Source organism: Chryseobacterium formosum (assembly GCF_026460885.1).
Lineage (GTDB): Bacteria > Bacteroidota > Bacteroidia > Flavobacteriales > Weeksellaceae > Chryseobacterium > Chryseobacterium formosus.
This window is the reverse complement of the sequence record NZ_JAOVZW010000004.1, coordinates 21873-41586: the sequence shown is the minus strand read 5'-3', so window position 1 is coordinate 41586 and position 19714 is coordinate 21873. Positions and strand designations below refer to the sequence as shown.

Annotated in this window: 20 protein-coding genes; all 20 read right to left on the bottom strand. The window is 34.3% G+C overall.

All coding sequences use genetic code 11. The features are described from left to right. Positions 1–40: 40 nt before the first annotated feature. Complete coding sequence (locus OF897_RS04650) at positions 41–3733, bottom strand: phosphoribosylformylglycinamidine synthase (RefSeq protein ID WP_267264751.1); 3693 nt, start codon at positions 3731–3733, stop codon at positions 41–43. A gap of 10 nt (positions 3734–3743) precedes the next feature. After that, positions 3744–5075: an ArnT family glycosyltransferase gene (locus OF897_RS04645; RefSeq protein WP_267264531.1), complete on the bottom strand. Its 1332-nt coding sequence runs from the start codon at positions 5073–5075 to the stop codon at positions 3744–3746. A 41-nt stretch (positions 5076–5116) separates the two neighbouring features. After that, entirely contained in the window at positions 5117–6544 is a 1428-nt protein-coding gene (gene purB, locus OF897_RS04640; RefSeq protein ID WP_267264530.1) for an adenylosuccinate lyase, read from the bottom strand. 122 nt (positions 6545–6666) lie between these two features. Next, positions 6667–7125: a DoxX family protein gene (locus OF897_RS04635; protein WP_267264529.1), complete on the bottom strand. Its 459-nt coding sequence runs from the start codon at positions 7123–7125 to the stop codon at positions 6667–6669. 95 nt (positions 7126–7220) lie between these two features. Beyond that, positions 7221–7670 carry an SRPBCC family protein gene (locus OF897_RS04630; RefSeq protein WP_267264528.1) on the bottom strand — a complete coding sequence of 150 codons (450 nt, stop codon included), beginning with the start codon at positions 7668–7670 and terminating at the stop codon, positions 7221–7223. Positions 7671–7740: 70 nt separating this feature from the next. Then, positions 7741–8169 (bottom strand): SRPBCC family protein, encoded by a 429-nt coding sequence (locus tag OF897_RS04625; RefSeq protein ID WP_267264527.1) that lies wholly within the window; start codon positions 8167–8169, stop codon positions 7741–7743. Positions 8170–8201: 32 nt separating this feature from the next. Then, a complete protein-coding gene (locus OF897_RS04620; RefSeq protein WP_267264526.1) occupies positions 8202–9035 on the bottom strand; it encodes an SDR family oxidoreductase in 834 nt (277 codons plus the stop codon). A 137-nt stretch (positions 9036–9172) separates the two neighbouring features. Next, positions 9173–10039, bottom strand: coding sequence for a VOC family protein (locus OF897_RS04615; RefSeq protein ID WP_267264525.1), 867 nt, complete (start codon positions 10037–10039; stop codon positions 9173–9175). Between the two features lie 10 nt (positions 10040–10049). Continuing rightward, complete coding sequence (locus tag OF897_RS04610; RefSeq protein WP_267264524.1) at positions 10050–10304, bottom strand: DNA-directed RNA polymerase subunit alpha C-terminal domain-containing protein; 255 nt, start codon at positions 10302–10304, stop codon at positions 10050–10052. Positions 10305–10321: 17 nt separating this feature from the next. Beyond that, positions 10322–10735: an SRPBCC family protein gene (locus OF897_RS04605; RefSeq protein WP_267264523.1), complete on the bottom strand. Its 414-nt coding sequence runs from the start codon at positions 10733–10735 to the stop codon at positions 10322–10324. A 67-nt stretch (positions 10736–10802) separates the two neighbouring features. Further along, positions 10803–11234: a VOC family protein gene (locus OF897_RS04600; RefSeq protein ID WP_267264522.1), complete on the bottom strand. Its 432-nt coding sequence runs from the start codon at positions 11232–11234 to the stop codon at positions 10803–10805. A 310-nt stretch (positions 11235–11544) separates the two neighbouring features. Next, positions 11545–12321, bottom strand: a complete 777-nt coding sequence (locus OF897_RS04595) for an alpha/beta fold hydrolase (RefSeq protein WP_267264521.1) — start codon at positions 12319–12321, stop codon at positions 11545–11547. Continuing rightward, positions 12322–12846: a DinB family protein gene (locus OF897_RS04590; protein WP_267264520.1), complete on the bottom strand. Its 525-nt coding sequence runs from the start codon at positions 12844–12846 to the stop codon at positions 12322–12324. It abuts the gene before it with no gap. Positions 12847–13014: 168 nt separating this feature from the next. After that, complete coding sequence (locus OF897_RS04585; protein WP_267264519.1) at positions 13015–13422, bottom strand: VOC family protein; 408 nt, start codon at positions 13420–13422, stop codon at positions 13015–13017. Between the two features lie 26 nt (positions 13423–13448). Further along, complete coding sequence (locus OF897_RS04580; protein WP_267264518.1) at positions 13449–13859, bottom strand: VOC family protein; 411 nt, start codon at positions 13857–13859, stop codon at positions 13449–13451. A 78-nt stretch (positions 13860–13937) separates the two neighbouring features. Beyond that, a complete protein-coding gene (locus OF897_RS04575; RefSeq protein WP_267264517.1) occupies positions 13938–14528 on the bottom strand; it encodes a Crp/Fnr family transcriptional regulator in 591 nt (196 codons plus the stop codon). Between the two features lie 214 nt (positions 14529–14742). Next, positions 14743–15954, bottom strand: a complete 1212-nt coding sequence (locus OF897_RS04570) for a DUF763 domain-containing protein (RefSeq protein WP_267264516.1) — start codon at positions 15952–15954, stop codon at positions 14743–14745. A gap of 114 nt (positions 15955–16068) precedes the next feature. Further along, entirely contained in the window at positions 16069–16947 is an 879-nt protein-coding gene (locus OF897_RS04565) for a YitT family protein (RefSeq protein ID WP_267264515.1), read from the bottom strand. Positions 16948–16954: 7 nt separating this feature from the next. Beyond that, complete coding sequence (locus OF897_RS04560; protein ID WP_267264514.1) at positions 16955–17539, bottom strand: HD domain-containing protein; 585 nt, start codon at positions 17537–17539, stop codon at positions 16955–16957. 147 nt (positions 17540–17686) lie between these two features. Beyond that, on the bottom strand, positions 17687–19702 hold the full coding sequence (locus OF897_RS04555) for an adenylate/guanylate cyclase domain-containing protein (protein WP_267264513.1): 2016 nt from the start codon (positions 19700–19702) through the stop codon (positions 17687–17689). Between the last annotated feature and the right edge of the window lie 12 nt (positions 19703–19714).

Here is a 19714-nt window from a genome sequence, read left to right as displayed (position 1 = left end):
TTACAAAAAGCATAAAAACTTACTATTAAAATCGAGTATTTTATTTGAAGTATTCTACTCCATTTTTAAAGATATTGTGGTAATTAGCAGTTGGTATATTCTTCATCAAACCTTCCGCAAAACGTTCAGGGTGCCCCATTCTACCATAGATTTTTCCACAAGGACTTGTAATTCCCTCAATTCCGAACAATGAATTGTTTGGATTGAATGGCATCCCGTGAGCGATATTTCCGTCTAAATCTAAATATTGGGTAGCGATTTGTCCGTTCTCATACAACTTCTGAATTTCCTGCTCTGAAGCCATAAAACGACCCTCACCGTGAGAAATTGGAATTGTAAAAACCTGATCTTTCATTCCTTTCAACCAAGGCGATTCGTCATTCAGAACTTTCACATTTACCATTTGAGAAATGTGTCTTCTGATTGCGTTGTGAGCCAATGTCGGAGAATTTTCATCCAAATCTTTTATTCTTCCATAAGGCAACAAACCTGACTTAACCAAAGCCTGAAAACCGTTACAGATTCCTATGATGATTCCGTCTCTGTCGAGCAATTCGTGAACGGCATTTTTCATCTTTTCATTCTTCAGAACGTTCACGATAAATTTGGCAGAGCCGTCCGGTTCATCACCTGCAGAGAAGCCTCCTGAAAATGCCAAAATCTGTGACTGTTTAATTTCTTCTACCCAAGCATCGATGCTTTCATCAAGCAACTGATGATTGATATTGATTAAAGGTAAACTGCTTACAATTGCACCTTCTTTTTGGAATGCATTCAGCGTATCGTATTCACAGTTTGTTCCTGGGAAAACCGGTGCAAAAACTCTTGGTTTCGCCAGTCCTTGTTTCTTAATGATGATATTTCTTGGGTTGATTGAGTTCAGTTTTGAATCCAACTCAACCGTAATTTTTTCTTTTTCAACCGTTGAGAAAAGGTTTTCGAAAGTTTTCGTATTGGCTTCAAGTAATTTTCCGATTTCAATATTCAAATTACTGATTTTCAAAATATTTGAATTTTCAATTTCACCTATTAATTGAAGTTCAACAGAACTTAATTCTTCAGTTGATTCAATGATTAAACTTCCGATATTTTTAGCTAATAAAACATTCTCGTCAGCAACATTTATTTCAGCTCCCAACCTGTTTCCGAAACTCATTTTTGCTAAAGCAACTGCAACACCTCCTTCTTTAATCGTTTTCACTGAAACAATTTTTCCAGCTTTGATATTTTCAAAAATCAATTCAAAAACTGTCTTGAGATTTTCATAGTTTGGAAGTCCGTTCTCCTGTGGAATGTGGTTGAAGAAATAAAGTTTATTTCCTGCCTGTTTAAATTCCGGAGAGATAACATTTTTCTTCTCACCATTGGCACAAGCGAAAGAAATCAACGTTGGCGGAACATTCAAATCCTGATACGTTCCACTCATTGAATCCTTACCTCCAATGGCAGCTAAACCGAAGTTGATTTGAGCATCATAAGCTCCTAAAAGAGACGCTAAAGGCTTGCCCCATTTTTCACGATTCTGACCCAATTTCTCAAAATATTCCTGAAAACTGAATCTGATATTTTTATAATCGCCACCCATCGCCACGATTTTGGCAACGCTTTCAACCACTGCATAAGAAGCTCCCAATAACGAGTTTTGCTTTGAAATTTCAGCATCAAATCCCCAACTTGCCAAAGAAACAGTTTCGATATTTTTCGCTCCTAAAATGGGTAGCGTCTGAGCACTTCCTTCCATCAAAGTCTGTTGGTATTTCCCACCTAAAGGCATTGCAACCGTAGTAGTGCCAATCGATGAATCAAACATTTCTAACAGACCTTTTTGAGAAGCAACGTTTTTATCGCTTAATATTTTCAAGAAATTTTCTTCATTGAATGCTAAAGTCTCATTTTTCAATTCATTAAGATGCGTAATCTTAACTTCCTGACTTTTGGAGCATCCGTTTGTATCTAAAAATTCTCTAGAAAGGTCAACAATTTTATCGCCTCTCCAAAACATCTGCATTCTTCCTGAATCTGTCACTTTTGCAACCTCAACAGCTACAATATTTTCAGCTTCACAGAACTTGATGAACTGATCTTTATCTTTTGGTTCAACCACAACTGCCATTCTTTCCTGAGATTCAGAAATAGCAAGCTCGGTTCCGTTCAAACCTTCGTATTTTAAAGGTAAAACATCAAGATTAACTTCCAAAGAATCAGCGATTTCGCCGATGGCTACAGAAACTCCACCAGCTCCAAAGTCGTTTGATTTTTTAATCAGTCTCGTTACTTCAGGATTTCTGAATAATCTTTGGATTTTACGCTCTTCAACTGCATTTCCTTTCTGAACTTCAGAACTCATTGTGTGAATAGAAGTTTCGTCCTGTTCTTTTGAACTTCCGCTTGCTCCACCAACACCGTCACGACCTGTTGCACCCCCTAAAATAATGATAGAATCACCAGCTTCAGGCTTTTCACGTCTTACCCAATCCACAGGAACGGCTCCTGTAACGAAACCAACTTCCATTCTTTTTGCTTTGTAACCTTCATCGTAGATTTCAGAAACCATTGTAGTCGCCAAACCGATTTGGTTACCGTAAGAAGAATATCCATTTGCAGCCTGTTTTGTGATTGTTTTTTGAGGTAATTTACCAGGTAAAGTTTTATCAACTGACTCCAAAACATCAGCAGCACCTGTTAATCTCATCGCTTGGAAAACGAAAGAACGTCCAGACAAAGGATCTCTAATCGCGCCACCTAAACACGTTGAAGCACCTCCAAAAGGTTCAATTTCTGTCGGGTGATTGTGTGTTTCATTTTTGAATAATAAATACCATGGTTCTTTTTTACCATCGTATTCAGCTTCGATTTGGATGGTACAGGCATTGATTTCATCAGAAACCACCAAGTTTTCCAAATCGCCTGTTTTATGGAAATATCTTCCGCAAACGGTCGCCAGATCCATTAAAGAAATTGGTTTCAATTCACGTCCTAAGAATTTTCTTTTTTCGATATAATCATTGAAAATCGTTTCCAATGTATGTTTAAACTGTCCTTCGAATTCAATATTTGACAGCTCTGTTTCAAACGTCGTGTGACGGCAGTGGTCACTCCAATACGTATCTAAAACTTTAAGTTCAGTTTCTGTAGGATTTCTTTTTTCAGTTTTAAAATATTCCTGAATGAATTTCAAATCATCCAAACCTAAAGCAAAACCGTGACTGTTAAAGAATTCTTCCAACTGAGCATCATCAAAGTTGATAAAACCTTCATGAACAATTACTTTTGACGGCGTTTCTTCTGCAGGAATATCTAAAATTGATAAATCTTTTTCCTGAGATTCCACTTTATTGATAAGAAGATCTTTGATTTTTGCTAAATCAGATTCGGAGATACCTTCAAATTCGATGAGTTTTCCGCTTCTTACTTTAGACTTCTCATTTTCAGTCAGTAAGGCGATACACTGTTGAGCAGAATCCGCACGCTGATCGTATTGTCCAGGTAAAAATTCTAATGCGAAATGAGTTCCTTTTGCAGGATTTTCTTCGATTAAAATATCAGTAACCGGATCTACGAAAGTGCTGTTGACCACTTTTTCGAATTCGCCATCATTTAATCCAAAAATATCGTAAACGTTATACACTTTTACGCTTTTGATAGACGGAACAACCGCTTTTACTTCATCAAAAATTTTTGGACTTTCTACGTCGAAAATTCCTCTTTTTTCTACGAAAATTCTCTTGTTCATTTTTACTTTATTATCTGTCAAAATTAAAGGGTTCCAATAAGCTTTCGCCATATTTAGAAATATCATATTGATTAAAAAACATTACTTCTTGCTCAATACCTTTTGGATAAAATACTTTATAACCTTTAGAAATATAATATTCTACTAGTTTTAAAGTAGGATTACCTAAAATTTTAACATTTTCATTTTTACTTTTATTTTGATACTTATATAAATAGCAGTTATAAAAACCACCTGTAATTAATAATTTCTTATTGTTTTTATGAAGAGAAAATTGTTCATATAAAGAATGAGCATATTCTAAATAATCATTTTCCATTTTCTCATTTACAAAAATAGCACCTTTTAATTGAGTTTTATGTGAACTTACATAAATAACAAATGGACTTAAAATAAACAAAGAAAATATGATATTCTTTACCATTTTATTCTGAATCAGAAATACCAAAACCAATATTACAAACGGAATCAGCGGTATATTATAATAACTTTCAAATGGAAATTTTAAATATAAAAAGCTCGTTACTAAAATCATTAATCCCGAAAAAATCAGAATTTCTTTATTTCTCTGAAAATTCTTGATTAAATCTTTTTGAAAAATTATATAAATCAATCCTATCAACAGTCCTAAAAGTCCTAAAATGCCATAAATGTACATTGTATATTGACTTACAATACTTTTAATATCAACTGAACTTTCTCCAACATCCGGGAAAATACTCAACGAATACTTATTAAAAACCGGAATGAAGACTATAGCAAAAGTTGATAATGCAACTCCAAACATCAAAAAATAGTCTTTCAAAGACCTGATTCTAGCATTAAAATATAAAAAGTACACAATCGGCAATAACAATAAAACATTTGTAAATCTTGTACCTACCATTAATCCTAATGCCAATCCTGCCCAACCAATATATCTTTTTAAAACAAGCCATATTCCTAACATCAGGAAAAATAAGCTCCACATATATTCCATGCTGTTTGTAGATGCTATAAAAACAGCATGCACAAAACCGAGAGCCAATGCAGCCATTATTTTATCTTTAGCATCTAAATGCCCTAATATTTTGTAAAAAATCACACAACAAAAAGCTGTGAATAAGACACTTATTATATTAAGAACAAACCAAGCTGTATTTCCAAAAAACGAAGCCAGATATTCTGAAACTGGATATCCTGGAAGTCGTGATACTCTATAAATTCCCGTCTCCTGAATTTTCTTTCCTGTCTGAAGTACAAGCCAATTATCAATATCCAATCCCGGACTATTCCAGATAAATGGTAATCTTGAAATGATTACTGCAAAAAAAATAAATGTAATATTAATTTTATCTTTCATGTAGGCTCAAAAAATATGCAGCCCAAAGACTGCATATCAATTTATACTTTAAGATCAGCTTCTAGTCCTATCAGATCTTTGTTTGCGTCAATAATTGGCTGGACTTCATTTGCGATGAATTCCTCCGTTTGAATTGGTGCAAAACCGATGAAGTTTTTAGGATCAAGAACTTCTTTTAGTTTTGATTTGTCTAATTTCAACGAATTATCGTTTAAAATTCTTTCGATCAAATCGTTTTCTTTACCTTCTTCTTTCACTTTTTTAGAAGCTTCCATTGAATGAACTCTAATCACTTCGTGGATTTCCTGACGGTCGCCACCAGCTTTCACTTCTTCCATGATGATGTATTCTGTCGCCATGAAAGGAAGTTCTTCCATAATATGTTTGTTGATTCTGTTTGGATAAACCACGATTCCATTCATGATATTGTTCCAAATCAATAGAATTGCATCAACCGCTAAAAACGCTTGAGGAATTGTTAATCTCTTGTTTGCAGAATCATCTAAAGTTCTTTCAAACCATTGAGTTGACGCCACCATTGCAGAACTTGTCGTCAAAGACATCACGTATTTTGCCAATGCTCCGATTCTTTCGCTTCTCATTGGATTACGCTTGTAAGCCATGGCAGATGAACCAATTTGGTTTTTCTCGAATGGTTCTTCAATTTCTTTCAAATTTTGAAGAAGACGTAGATCGTTTGTGAATTTATGAGCTGATTGCGCAATATTTCCTAATAAAGCAACAACTTTAGCATCAATTTTTCTGTCATAAGTTTGTCCGGAAACTCCGAAAACTTTTTCGAAACCAAATCTTTTCGAAAGTTCTTTATCTAAGTGTTTTACTTTAGAATAATCACCGTTGAAAAGCTCAAGGAAACTTGCTGCAGTTCCCGTAGTTCCTTTTACACCTCTGAATCTTAATGTTTCTAAGAAGAAATCAAGTTCCTCAATGTCAAGAACTAGACTTTGTAACCAAAGTGTCGCTCTTTTTCCAACAGTCGTTAACTGAGCCGGTTGAAAGTGAGTGAATCCTAAAGTTGGAAGGTCTTTATATTGAATTGCAAAATCCGAAAGATTTTTCATCACGTTAACCAACTTTTTCTTTAAAATTAAAAGTCCGTCACGGATTTGAATTAAGTCTGTATTGTCCCCTACAAATGCCGAAGTAGCTCCCAAGTGAATAATTCCTTTTGCAGAAGGCGCAACGTCACCATAAGCGTGAACGTGAGCCATCACATCATGACGGAATTTTTTCTCATACTCTGCTGCTTTATCGTAATCGATGTTGTCAACATTGGCCTTCAACTCTGCAATTTGCTCGTCTGTGATGTCAAGACCAAGGTCTTTTTCAATCTCAGCCAAAGCGATCCAAAGCTTTCTCCAGTTCTGGAATTTGTTGTTGTGAGAAAAGTTAAACAACATTTCTTCGCTTGAATAGCGCTCTTCCAATGGATTTTTGTAGGAATTCATTCTTTACTTTTACTTTTTTTAGATATGCAAAAGTAAGATTTTTTGATGAGAGATAAAAATCGGAAAGCGTGTTTTGAATTTTGCATCAATCAAAGTTATTTCAATTGATTTAAACTTAAATTTCAGCTCAAATATATTCCAAAAAACCAAGCCCATAAAATTAAAATAATCTGCATAGGAACCCTTTCTTTATAGAGATAGTTCATTCCCGGACCTGAGTAATCTGCCTTAAAAATGTTGATATTTTTCTTGGACGAATTTATATTAGCAATGAAAACCAAAACAAAGAAAATAATGAGCAAAATTGCAGTCAGTTCACGCATTGAGGGAATCATAAGACCAATACCAGCCGCAATTTCGATCACTCCTGTACAATAAACCCAAAACATTTTTGCCGGAACAAAATCGGGAATCATCAAAGCCATTCCTTTTTGGAATTTAAAATGCGAAAGACCAGTGAATATGATAAAAACAGCCATCCCAATGTTTCCGGAAAAAAGAAAATTCCAGTCTCCTTGAAAAATTTTTGTTCCTAACAAAGCTAAAATGAATGTTACGAAAAGAATTGTTAATAATTTCATGATGCCTTATAAAGTGTTTTGAATTTTGTTTAAAATTAAACAGAAAAAAGAGGCTTCTTACCCAAACCTCTTTAATGAAAACTATTTTGTCTGTATTATATTGTTTCAGAAAGTTCTTTCACAATCTGTAAACCTTTATTAAAACCTTCGTCCATGTGATCCCGCCATGCTTTTTCAACCTGAACTTCGGTGTGAAGTTTTGTTTTTCCATCAAAATCGATCAGTATATATTTTTCGAAACAGCCACTCCACTCCATCACTTCTTTGCTTTGAGTGTCTTCATTTCCATCTTTATCGACCATCCCTAAATGCTTAAAAATAATCTGGTCAGGTTTTTCTAAGCTGTCAATTGTAGAAACCATTCCTGCACCTTCTGCATTTACAAAATAGGTTTTTCCACCGACTTGCCAATCGGTTTTCATTGTTGATGCAGAATCTGGATTGAAAAATTTCGTCCATTCACTGTAAGTTTCGCTTCCCCAAAGAACATCCCAGATTTTCTGTTTGGATGCGTTGATGATAATTTCGTAAGATAGGGTTTCCATATTTTTTAATTTTTGATTTATTTTAAACACAAATTTTAGCACTAATTAAATACTTGCAATTTGTATTTAGCTATAATTGATTTTCTGCTAAATTTTTCACATTCTGAAGTGCAATTGGAAATTTATCTTCAAAGAAACTTTTAAATTCTTCTGAAGTATTAATTTTTGCAGTCAGCTTTGTACCATCTTCTGTTTCTTCCAAAATATAAGATTCTGTTGCATCACCCCAATCCTGAGGAACTTCTACTCCGTCATAAATTTCGCCAAGATGCAGAAAAGTCATTTCTTTGTTTGGATTGTTTTTCAAAACACGACTGTACATTCCGTTGTTGTTTGGATCAAAAAATTTAACAATACTATCTTGTTCCCAAGTTCCCATGTAAAATGAGCCTTCGGTAAAAGCGGAAGTCCATTGTCTGTAACTGAAATCATCCCAAAGCACAGTCCATACTTTTTCGGGAGCCGCATTAATTTGAATTGTATATTCAAAAATTTCCATATTTTTTTAAGATTTAGGTTTATATAAATTATTTATCCGCCGACAAAATCTCCACCGTTGATGTGAATGATTTCGCCTGTAATATAGCTTGAATCTTCAGAAGCAAGAAAAACGTACGCCGGAGCAACTTCTGAGGGTTGTCCCGCTCTTTTTAAAGGAGTATCTTTTCCAAAAGAGGCAATATCTTCAAACGTTTCTTTCACTAAAGGCGTCCAAATTGGTCCCGGAGCAACTCCATTGACCAAAATTTTCTGTTCGGCAAGATTTACAGAAAGCGAACGGATAAATGTTGCAATTGCCCCTTTCGTTGCTGAATAATCGATGAGATGGTCACTTCCACGATATGCTGTAACTGAAGTTGTACAGATGATTCTTCCGCCTTTTTTCATTAAAGCTAAACAATCTCTTGTAAATGAAATCATTGAAATGATATTAACCTCGAAAGTTTCTTTGATTTGCTCATCATTAATTTTAGAAACCTCAGTTTTAGGAAACTGAATTCCTGCGTTGTTAACTAGAACATCAATAGTTTTCCATTCTTTTTTGATTTTTTCTAAAGTAGTATTCCTAAATGCTTTTTTAGAAATATCACCTTTAAAAAGAATACATTTTCCACCTTCTTTTTCAACGAGCTTTTGTGTCTCTTTTGCATCTTTTATGCTTTCTTTGTAAATGATTGCGATATCTGCACCCTCTCTCGCAAAATGCACGGCAACTGCTTGTCCGATTCCGCTGTCACCACCGGAAATAATTGCTTTTTTATTGAGTAATTTCTTACTTCCTAAATAATTTTTTCTAATAATCTCCGGATACAATCCGTCTTTAGGTACTTTCGATAATGACTTTGACTTGTTCTGTGTCTTCATAAGCAAATCTTTTTCATTAGTAACAACAAACAGCAAGCCGAAGAAAAAATAGTTGGATGATGGAAACTGTATGTAGGAAGTTATTTACAGTTTTTATATTACTTTCAGCCTCCATCATCTAGCTTCCAGCCAAATATTTAAGAATTATACGCTTCTTCCAAATCCTTTATAACAATTTTCTGCATTTTCATCATTGCTTGAACGACTTTCTGAGATTTTTCCTGATCGGAATCGTTCATCAGTTCAATTAATCTTTTTGGAACGATTTGCCAACTAAATCCGAACTGGTCTTTCAACCAACCACACATACTTTCTCTTCCGCCATCTGAGATAAGAGAATTCCAAAGATGATCGGTCTGCTCTTGGTTATCGGTCATCACAACCATTGAAATTCCTTCATTAAAATCAAATTTATGATCATAAGAATTATCCATACAAAAGAAAGAATATCCGTCAATTTCAAAATGAGCGTGCTGTACATTTTCAGGAATTTCGTGGTTTTCGTCACCCACTCCGTCTCCGTATTTCAGAACTCCTCCAATTTTCGAATTTGGGAAAATCTCTGTGTAAAATTCCATAGCTTTCATGGCTTTTCCGTTATTTTGATGAATAAACATCAAAGTCGGAATAATTTTCTGTTCCACATCACCATTTTTACCAAGATAAACTTGCCATGTCACCCCGAATCTATCCCGAACCCAGCCATATTTTTTACTCCAGGGATATTCACCGATTTCCATTAAAGCCATTCCTCCATCCATTAACTGATCCCAATATTTCTGGACTTCATCTTCCATATCGCAGATAATCATAAAAGAAACCGAAGCATTTTTCTGAAAATAAGGACCACCATTCAGCAGCATAATTTTCTGACCAAAAAGATCAATATTCATTACAACTGGTGTGTCTGCAGTGATTTTTCCATCAAAAACTTTACAGTAAAATTCGGATGATTCTTTTGCATCTCCGTCGTACCAAAGACAGGGAAAAATATTGTTATTCATAATTTTAATTTTAAGATTTTAAAGAAAAATTGTTTTGTTCCATATAATTTTTAAGCTTCAGAATTGTATTTTTTCCGAAACCATGAAACTTCATCAGCTCATTTTCAGAATAATCTGAAAGTTTTCCGAGAGAATCTATCTTTTCTTTTTCCAATGTTCTTCTTGCAGGATTTGCTATAATTCCCTGCAAAAATTTGTTTTCCACAACATGATTCTCAGTGTAAACAGGCTTTAAGCATCTTGCCATTATTACTAAATTAATCATGATAAAAAGTTTTAAAATTAATGGTTTTCCACGTATTTATGAAAATTATTAAGTATCGCATACCAACCGTCACGTTGCATTTCTGCTGAATTTTGAGTTTCAGGATCGAAAATTTCGGTTACTTTGGTAGTGTTTTCGTCTATTTTTTCGAAAATCACTTCTACGACTCTCCCGTCTTCCAAATGATACTGTATTTTTTCATTGGTGATTACCTCATCATAAATTCCTTCGAAATCAAACCCGAAACTTCCGTCTTTTGCCTCCATTCTTGTTTTGAATTTCCCTCCTACTCTTAAATCATTTTCAGAACTCAGACATTCCCAAGATTCGTGAGCAAAATTCCATTTTGTAATATGTTCAGGAGTATTAAAATAGTCCCAAACTTTTTCTACGGGAGCAAGAATTGTAATATCAATTTTAATTTTTTCCATAAGCTTATTTTAAATTGTAAAAAGAAGGGTAACCAAAACAGCCACCCTTTTACAGATAAATATATGATTAATTTGTGTATTCTTCGTTATAATTAATCATCCAATGCACCCCATATTTGTCTTGAAAACTTCCGAAATAGTCTCCCCAAAACTGGTCTTCAAGCGGCATTTCGATATTTCCACCTTCAGAAAGTCCTTTGAAAAGTCTGTCAGCTTCTTCTCTTGATTCCGGGAAAATTGAAACATAATTATTGTTTCCAACATTCAGTTTTTGCCCGAAACTTGGAACAATGTCTGATGCCATCAGCAAATCTCCACCAATAGGAAGCGCAATATGCATTACTCTGTTTTTTTCTTCGTCTGATAAATTTTCAGTTCCGGGAGCATTTCCCATTTTGTAAATTTCTCCACGGAACTCTCCACCAAAAATGGATTTGTAAAATGTAAAAGCTTCTTCTGCTTTACCATCGAAATTTAAGTAAGGATTTAATTTAGCCATGATTTTTATTTTTAATTAATATTTTTGTTTGATTAAGCACGAATTTTTTTTCACTAATTACACTAATAAAACATTCGTAGAAATTTGTGTAAAATATTTGCGTAACTCGTGTTTATGTTTAAACTCAAAGTCCTCTAAGATTTTTTTTAAATTTTTGAAAATATCTTTCGTTCGCAAAGGCGTTTGACTACGTCGAATCTTCGATTTCACCAGCAAAGGCTGAATGTTTTTGAGACTTTACGCCTGTCATTCTGAAAGTAGCGAAGAGGATTGAAGAATCTATTTTTTATAGTAGATTTTAAATTTAATTTCAATTATTCAAAAATTTCTCAACCTGATCTACTGTAAAATCAATCAGTTTTTCATCAACATTTCCTTCGAAACCTGCCATCATGTAAGAGGCGTGAGTTGCAGGGAGAATCATTAATTGAGAATTCTCTACCAAACACCACATTTCAACAACGTGTTCAGGTTTCATCACATCTTTATCACCAGAAATAAATAATGTCGGAGATTTTATTCCTTTCAAAATATCTTCGCTCCAGTCTTCGAAAGTCTGCATTCTTTTGCTGTCTTTCTCAAACATATTTTCAAGTGCTAAAAAGTCCGGATTTAAGTTTAAAAAATTGTTTTTCAGAGATTCCGGCATAGATTCTAAACTTGCATCCATCATTCCTTCAAAAAAACCATCTATCATTCCATTTTTTTTGTAAAATGCAGAAGCGACAATAAGTTTTTCAACCAAATCAGGAAAAAGATGAACGATTTGCATCACCGTATTTCCACCGTTACTGAAACCCCAAAATGAGGTTTTCTCAATATTAATTTCTTTCAAAAGTGCAGCAACATCTTTTGCATCCTGCTCGAAAGTTTCGGGAATATTGCGATGCTCTGTCATTCCGTGATTTTGAAGATCAATTCCAACGAGTTGAAATTGGTTTTCAAGTCTCGGAATAATTTCTTTAAAATCAAACCGAATCGAACCGGCTCCTCCATGAATCAACACCAAAGGTTTTCCAGAACCATAAATTTCATAGTGCATTTTGATTCCGTTAATTTCTTTATAACCTTTTACTACAGGATTCATTTAATATTTTAAATCTTTGTCAAAGTCATATTTCATTCCTTCGTAATTGAAGATTCTGCGCATTAAACCTATTTGTCCGCAGAGATAATCTTCACGCCCGATGCACATTCCTACAAAATTCAGAACATTTTCAGGAAAGAAATCGATATTCATTCCCATCGGAAAAGCTTTGTCTAAATCTTCATCCGTTGCTTCCAGTAATTTTTGATAAACCAATGGAGAAATTTTGTGAAAGCTGGCTTTAAGCTGTTCTAAAGTCGGATATTTAAAACTTTCATCCAACGCTTTTCCCTGAAAGAAATAATCTTTGAATCCAAATTCTTCATTTAATCCTAAAACATTTCCCATTGCATAACGCATATCGAGAAAGTTTCCGACCATCCAGATAATATGATTGGTTCTGCCTTCGATTCTTTTTAAGGCATCTTCTTCTGAAATTCCGTCAAGAACCATCAGAAAACTCTGACTGTGGCCTCGAAATGCAGGAATGATGATGTCTAGTTTTTTTGATTTTGGGGTGTCCATAAGTTTGATTTTTTTGTTTTTATTTTTCCCACTGATTTCACATATTTTCACAGATATTTATTATTAAATTTTTTGAAAATTTTACTCTCGTAGATTTTGCTGATTACGCAGATGTTTTCATCTTAATTGTGAAATTTGTAGAAAATATTTATGATATTAGTGTTTAAACTATTCTGTCGGCATTTGCGACATATCAGCAAAAGTGACATTCCAGCCGTGTCCGTTGATGTCCCAAAAAGAATTCTGATACATCCAGCCATAATCCTGTGGTTCCTCATGTTGATAAGCTCCGTTTGCGACTGCAGCATTCACAACCTCATCAACTTCTTCACGACTGTTTAAACCAATTGCAACCAAAACCTGAGTCGTATCGCCTTTTGGAACGGGTCTTTCAGAAAAAGTCTGGAAATATTCTTCCGTCAAAAACATGACATAAATTGTATCGCTCATTACTACACAAACTGCTTTCTCATCAGAAAACTGTTCGTTGATTGTAAATCCTACATTCGTCCAGAATTCTTTCGTTTTCTGAATATCTTTAACCGGAAGGTTAACATAAATTTGATTGATTTTCATTTTTTGTAAATTTTAATTTGAAATAATTATTCTGTCGGAATCTGAGAAACATCTCCAAACATTACCTCCCATTGATGCCCATCTAAATCTGAAAAAGCATGTTGATACATCCAGCCATGATCTCGCGGTTCGCTGTAAGTAGAACCTCCGTTATCAACAGCAGTTTTTATCATATCATCAACTTTTTCACGGCTGTTTACACCGATAGCGAGAAGCGTTTGCGTAGTTTCTCCTTTTGCGATAGGTCTGTCTGTGAAAGTCTGGAAAAATTCTTCTGCTAAAAACATGGTGTAAATATGATTTTCTTTCATGATTACACAAATTGCTTTTTCGTCGGAAAATTGTTCGTTGATAGAAAATCCTAATTTCGTCCAAAAGTCTCTCGTTTTCTGAACATTTTTTACGGGAAGGTTGACATAGATATCCGTGATTTCCATTTTTGTAATTTTTTAGTGTTAAACTTTTAACCAAAATTACCAAGTCGTAATGAAAATCAACTTGCCATAAGACAAGATTTAAATTTTCTTGGGATGCGAAACCAATTCTTTTCGGATTCTGCTTAAAGAAGTATCTGTCACACCAAGATAAGAAGCAATTTGCTTCAAAGGAGCAAACTGTATAACATGAGGTTTTTGCTCTAAAAGATTAAGGTAACGCTTAGTTGCAGAAAGGGTAAACATTTCCACTGAACGCTGTTTGTAAGCGAAAAGTTCCTGAGACATCCATGCTCTTCCCCACTCGCTTAAATTCTGGATTTTGTGATATAGTTCCTGAAAAGTCTCAAAATCTATTTTCCAACATTCGCAATCGGTGATGCAGACGATATTTTCCTGAGTAGGAATTCTCTGAAACAGTGAGGAAACTTCGATAATGATTTCATTTTCAACGAAAAAATGCGTGGTAACTTCGTTTCCATTAAAATCATTGACAAAAGAACGGGCTAAACCTTTTTCAAGAATATAATATTCGTTAGCTGTTTTTCCTTCTTCTAAAATAAAATCACCTTTATGAAAAAACACTTTTTCGTGCGCCTGAAAGACTTCCTGAAGTTCTTCATCTAAGAAAAAAGGAAAATCATAGCAAATTTCTAAGGCTTTATTCGTCATTTTAGTTCTATTTTAATGCAACCTAAAAATAGAATTTTTATTGGAATTGAAAATGAAATATTTTGTATTAGTTTAATATTTAGAAATTTGTATACTTTTTTTTCATTCCGTAGAAATCTAAAAAATATTTTAATTTTAATAATAAACTGTTGAGATTCCTCCGGAATGACAAACGTTATGATTAAATATTGAAATAAAAGTAAAGATTTAAAATTTAAAACAAAGAAAGCTGAATCGGTTTTGAAGGAGCGGGTTTTTCTGCATCACCAAAAACAGTTTTCCCTCCGAAGCGCCATGAGTTTTGCCTTTCTTCTTCAATCACTTTATTGATATCGAAATCAGGCGTGAAATTTTTCTCAGCATCAGAAATAATGGTGTGAAGCTTATTAATCGACTGCAATTTATCTGAATTTCCGAGCTTAGATTTTTCAATGCCTTTCTGTAAAATCGAAATCGTTTCGTCATAAACATTGATGGGAACGGGAAACGGATGACCGTCTTTTCCGCCATTGGCAAAAGAAAATCTCGCTGGATCCCGGAATCTTGAAGGTGCACCATGAATGACTTCACTTACCAAAGCCAGACTTTGCAAAGTTCTAGGACCTACACCTTTCAGCAATAATAATTCTTCGAAATTCTCAGGCTGATTTTCCCTAGTCATGTACAACAATGTCCCGAGCTTTTTTAAGTCGACATCTGATGCACGTACGTCATGATGATTTGGCAAAATTAAATTGGCAAAATCCTGCATAATCTTCTCTGAGTTGGTGTGAGAAATTTCTAAAATTCCTTTTCGGTTTTCCTGAGCTTCGTGAGCGGTTAAATTTAAAATATTCCCACGATTAATTCCCTGAATTCCTTTGTGAGGCTCACTCACAAAAGATTCCATATTTTCAGAATGCCAATGATAACGTCGTGCCGTTCCGTCAGAATCGTTCATTCCTTGTTGCACGACCGACCAGCTTCCTTCATCAGATACAATAAAATTATGGAGGTACAATTGATATCCATCCTGAATGGCTGTGTTATCTACCTTTGCGGAGAGTTTACTTGCACGAACCAATTCATTTCCGTCTAAACCGGTTTTATCAGCAATAACTAAAAGCTCGTTTGGAGTTTCTTTTGAAAACCTACCTTTTCCGCCACAAACATAAATTCCAAGTTCTTTAGATTTCGGATTGATGGAACGTTTTAAAGCTCCCATAACGGAAGTTGTGATTCCTGAAGAATGCCAATCCATTCCCATAACAGCGCCAAAACTCTGAAACCAAAATGGATCTGCCAATCTGCGAAGAACTTCGTTTTTACCGTAATCGGCCAACATCACTTCTACGATTGACAGTCCGAGTATGGCCATTCTTTCGTACAGCCAAGGTGGTATTTTGCCGTAGTGAAGGGGTAATGTTGCAGTTCCGGAGCGTTTCATTTTTATGATTGATGATTGATGATTGATGATTGATGATTGATGATTGATGATTGATATACAAAATTAAAGCCTTATGAACGAAATCCATAAGGCTTTAAACATATTCTTAAAGTTTTAATGCTTCACAATTTCCTTTACGATTCCGCCTTGAGGCTCTCTTACGGTTTGTGTGAAAATGAAAGCTTTCGGATCAATTGCACGAACGATATTCTGTAATTTTCTTACTTCCAATCTTGTTACAATGGTAAAAATAATATCCGCATCCTGACTTTGCTCAAAAGATTCTTTCATAAAACCTCTTTCGCCTCTATAAACAGTGATTCCTTTATTCATTGTTAAAACCAAGGCTTTTTTGATTTCTTCACTGTTTCCGGAAACGATGGTTACTCCAGTGTAAGCTTCAATTCCTTCAATGACATATTTGGTGATTTGGCTTGCCACTAGATATGTCATAATCGCATATAAAGCGGTTTCAAATTTAAGAAAAACGGTTGCGATGATAAAGATAATCACATTCATTCCCAAAATAATTTCAGTAATACTGAAACTACTCTTTTTGAATGTTAATAAGGCTAAAACTTCCATTCCGTCGAAGGTTCCACCACCTCGCATGGATAAACCTATTCCTATTCCCATGAAAAATCCGCCAAACACAGCGACCAATAGTTTGTCGTGGGTGACTTCCGGAAAAGGAACGAAAGAAATGGTCAAAATGATTAATAAAATGGTCAGAAAACTTCTGATTGCAAAGTGTTTCCCGATTTGAAAGTACGCCAAAAGGATAAAAGGAATATTTAAAACTAATAAAACGACACCGAGATTCCAATGATAAACTTCGTGTAATAAAAGTGAAATTCCGGTTACGCCACCATCTAAAAAGTGGTTGGGAACGAGAAAAGATTTTAGAGCAAAACTCGCTGAAATTACACCTAAAACCAGATAAATAATATCTGATAGCGTAAATAGCGGGCCATGTTTGGTTGCTGAGCTCATAAGGTGATCAGTAGTTTTTTAGTTTTGTTTTAATAATATCCAGGTTATCCTGTTTTTTTTGGTTTCTGCTATTGATAGCGGTTTCCGTAAAATAATGATGGCTTTCAAGGAATTTCTCCTGTAACAAATTCCAGTCACGTTCAGAATTGACGATTCCAAACATGGATAGTTCTTCAAACAGTTTATCGCCAATCACAAAGAAATCTTTTCTGCCCAAATAATCCAAATCAGCATCGGCTAAAATTTGCTCTAAATGATTGTGGGGCGTCTGAGGAATTTTTGTCGCCATAATCATTCCTTTGATTTTCTCAATCTGCTCCTGAGAATAACCATGATCTGAAAGATATTCTTCCGCAATTTCGCAAGATTTAGCCTCATGTTCTTTTGAGCCGTACAAAAATCCGGTATCATGAAATAAAGCTGCTGTTTTTAGTAACAACAGATCTTCATCATTCACGTTTTCAGATTTCGCAATTTTTTCAACTGAATCAATGACGTCCTTTACGTGCATTACGCTGTGATAAGAAAGGTGCTCAGGAAGATTTTCTTTGAGTCTTTTTAATATTATTTTATTTAATTTTTCGTATTCCATATTTTAAAATAGAAAATGTTTTTTTTATTTCTAGTAGTTCTAATTTTAACGCAAAGCTCGCAAAGATTTTTTGACTACTAACTGTTTTTAAGTTCGCAAAGGCGTTTCACTCAGCAAAGAGCTCAGAGATTTTAAATTAATTTTAATTTAAGAAATTTCGTCATCCTTTTTAGTTTCAATTGCAAAATACATATCCATATCGCCTTTTCCTTTAGTGTGAATCTTTCCTCTGTATTCGCAGTTTATTTTTTCTTTTACCAATTGATAAGTTGATTCTGAGATATTTATTTTTCCTTTTTCACTGTTTTGTTCCATTCTTGCGGCGGTATTTACGGTGTCACCCCAAATATCGTAAGCGAATTTTTTCACGCCGACAATTCCGGCAATCAAAGAACCTGAATTGATTCCGATTCTGATATCTAAAGTATTAGGATTTATCTTTTTTCTTTCTTCAATAAAATCAATAATATCCAAAGCTACCAAAGTTGTTTGATAAGCGTGGCATTCATTTTTAATCGGCAATCCGCAAACTGCCAGATAAGCGTCTCCGATTGTTTTAATTTTTTCCAGACCATGTTTTTCCATGATCATATCAAAAGCTGTGAAACATTCGTTAAGCTCAACTAACATTTTTTCGGCTCCCATTTTCTCTGAACTTTGGGTAAAATTAACAAAATCGGTAAATAAAACGGTGACTTCGTCATAATATTTAGCTTCAGAGCTACCATTTTCTTTTAATTCTTCGGCAACTTCATGAGGAAGAATATTCAGTAATAAATTTTCTGTTTTCTGTTTTTCTTTCTGTAATTCGAAAGTTCGTTCGTCAACTTGTTTTTCAAGCAAATCATTTTGATCCTGAAGAATCTGCTGTTTTTCCTGTTCCTGTTTTAAATTAACATCTGAAAGACGGTTGACTTCATCCAATTGTTTTACTAAACTTAAATTGGTTGATGCAAATTGCCAACCTAAATAAGCAGAAATTGAAATTGGGAAGCTTACAATAACCAAAACAAGCAGAGACAATCCGAATTCATCACTTGAAAGCATTTGAGGAGTCGCAATATTTAATGATTCTAAAATATTAAAAATGATGGTAAGAATAATGATTGCAAAGAATGTAAGAATTCCTCCACCAACAATAAAGGCAGATTTTTCTCGTCGAATCATTGCTCTGATGATGAGATACAGAGATTCAAACCAAACGAAAAATATATAGAAAACAACAATACTTACAGCCGCTGCCGCACTGAAATAATACACAATAAGAAGCAAAGCTGCGATAACCAGCAAAATTTTTAACCTGATCTTACTTCTTCCAAATAAAGTATTGACAAAACCAGTAAGTGACGCTCCAAAAGCTACTATTGAAAGGAATGAAAAGAAACCATACGAATCTACATTTGCCGGATCATCCATTTTATAAAACAAAAGAATCATATAGCTCAACAAACCAATTGAGAGATTGTATATTGAGAAATACAGATTGTAAAGCGCTTTTCTGTAAAACAAAAATAAGAGCAGGTGAATGAAACCTAAAGCAGAAAAAACCCCACAAATAAGCATCGTTATGAAATTGAATCCTTCAGTCATTTCCACTTTTTCATCCAAAAACTCTTTGGCTGAAACCAATTCTACATCTAATGCTACTGGGCTGTAATTGATTTTCATTTTTTCACCTCCAGCAACAATAGGCAAAAAACGAATGGCTAAAACGTTGACTTCTGTATTATCGAATGAAAAAAGTTCAGGAACATCATTTTTCATTTTAAATTCTCTTGAATCACCTTTTCCGATTTTCCCGATAATTTCTATTTTTTTACCATTCAGATAAATTTCTGAAGCACCGATCTGTTTTATATCAAAACATAAAGATTTATTTATAGATGCGGAATCTATTTTAAAATAATAACGAATCCAGTAAACCTGGTCTTTTTTGTATGTTTTTTTTGAGCTAATGTCAGTATTTATCCATGCAGAATCGTCGAATTTTAGCAATGCAAAAGCCGGATTATCGCCTGCAAAAAATTTACTTTCTTCAATGGTTGCACCAGATTTTATATCTTTTTCTGTAAAAATTCTTGGTTTTTCAAGAGAATTCTGAGCAAAACAGAAAGTCTGCACAACAATGAAAAGTAAAAATGTAAAAAGTAGATTTTTTTTCAAAATTTTTAAAAT

Bases quoted from the DNA above. Each gene is read 5' to 3' on its own strand.
- OF897_RS04605 (WP_267264523.1), bottom strand. From the start codon at position 10,735: ATGGAAAAAATTAAAATTGATATTACAATTCTTGCTCCCGTAGAAAAA.
- purB (WP_267264530.1), bottom strand. From the start codon at position 6,544: ATGAATTCCTACAAAAATCCATTGGAAGAGCGCTATTCAAGCGAAGAA.
- OF897_RS04580 (WP_267264518.1), bottom strand. From the start codon at position 13,859: ATGGAAATCACGGATATCTATGTCAACCTTCCCGTAAAAAATGTTCAG.
- OF897_RS04645 (WP_267264531.1), bottom strand. From the start codon at position 5,075: ATGAAAGATAAAATTAATATTACATTTATTTTTTTTGCAGTAATCATT.
- OF897_RS04625 (WP_267264527.1), bottom strand. From the start codon at position 8,169: ATGGAAATTTTTGAATATACAATTCAAATTAATGCGGCTCCCGAAAAA.
- OF897_RS04575 (WP_267264517.1), bottom strand. From the start codon at position 14,528: ATGACGAATAAAGCCTTAGAAATTTGCTATGATTTTCCTTTTTTCTTA.
- OF897_RS04600 (WP_267264522.1), bottom strand. From the start codon at position 11,234: ATGGCTAAATTAAATCCTTACTTAAATTTCGATGGTAAAGCAGAAGAA.
- OF897_RS04615 (WP_267264525.1), bottom strand. From the start codon at position 10,039: ATGAATAACAATATTTTTCCCTGTCTTTGGTACGACGGAGATGCAAAA.
- OF897_RS04565 (WP_267264515.1), bottom strand. From the start codon at position 16,947: ATGAGCTCAGCAACCAAACATGGCCCGCTATTTACGCTATCAGATATT.
- OF897_RS04620 (WP_267264526.1), bottom strand. From the start codon at position 9,035: ATGAAGACACAGAACAAGTCAAAGTCATTATCGAAAGTACCTAAAGAC.
- OF897_RS04585 (WP_267264519.1), bottom strand. From the start codon at position 13,422: ATGAAAATCAATCAAATTTATGTTAACCTTCCGGTTAAAGATATTCAG.
- OF897_RS04590 (WP_267264520.1), bottom strand. From the start codon at position 12,846: ATGGACACCCCAAAATCAAAAAAACTAGACATCATCATTCCTGCATTT.
- OF897_RS04635 (WP_267264529.1), bottom strand. From the start codon at position 7,125: ATGAAATTATTAACAATTCTTTTCGTAACATTCATTTTAGCTTTGTTA.
- OF897_RS04570 (WP_267264516.1), bottom strand. From the start codon at position 15,954: ATGAAACGCTCCGGAACTGCAACATTACCCCTTCACTACGGCAAAATA.
- OF897_RS04610 (WP_267264524.1), bottom strand. From the start codon at position 10,304: ATGATTAATTTAGTAATAATGGCAAGATGCTTAAAGCCTGTTTACACT.
- OF897_RS04630 (WP_267264528.1), bottom strand. From the start codon at position 7,670: ATGGAAACCCTATCTTACGAAATTATCATCAACGCATCCAAACAGAAA.
- OF897_RS04650 (WP_267264751.1), bottom strand. From the start codon at position 3,733: ATGAACAAGAGAATTTTCGTAGAAAAAAGAGGAATTTTCGACGTAGAA.
- OF897_RS04560 (WP_267264514.1), bottom strand. From the start codon at position 17,539: ATGGAATACGAAAAATTAAATAAAATAATATTAAAAAGACTCAAAGAA.
- OF897_RS04595 (WP_267264521.1), bottom strand. From the start codon at position 12,321: ATGAATCCTGTAGTAAAAGGTTATAAAGAAATTAACGGAATCAAAATG.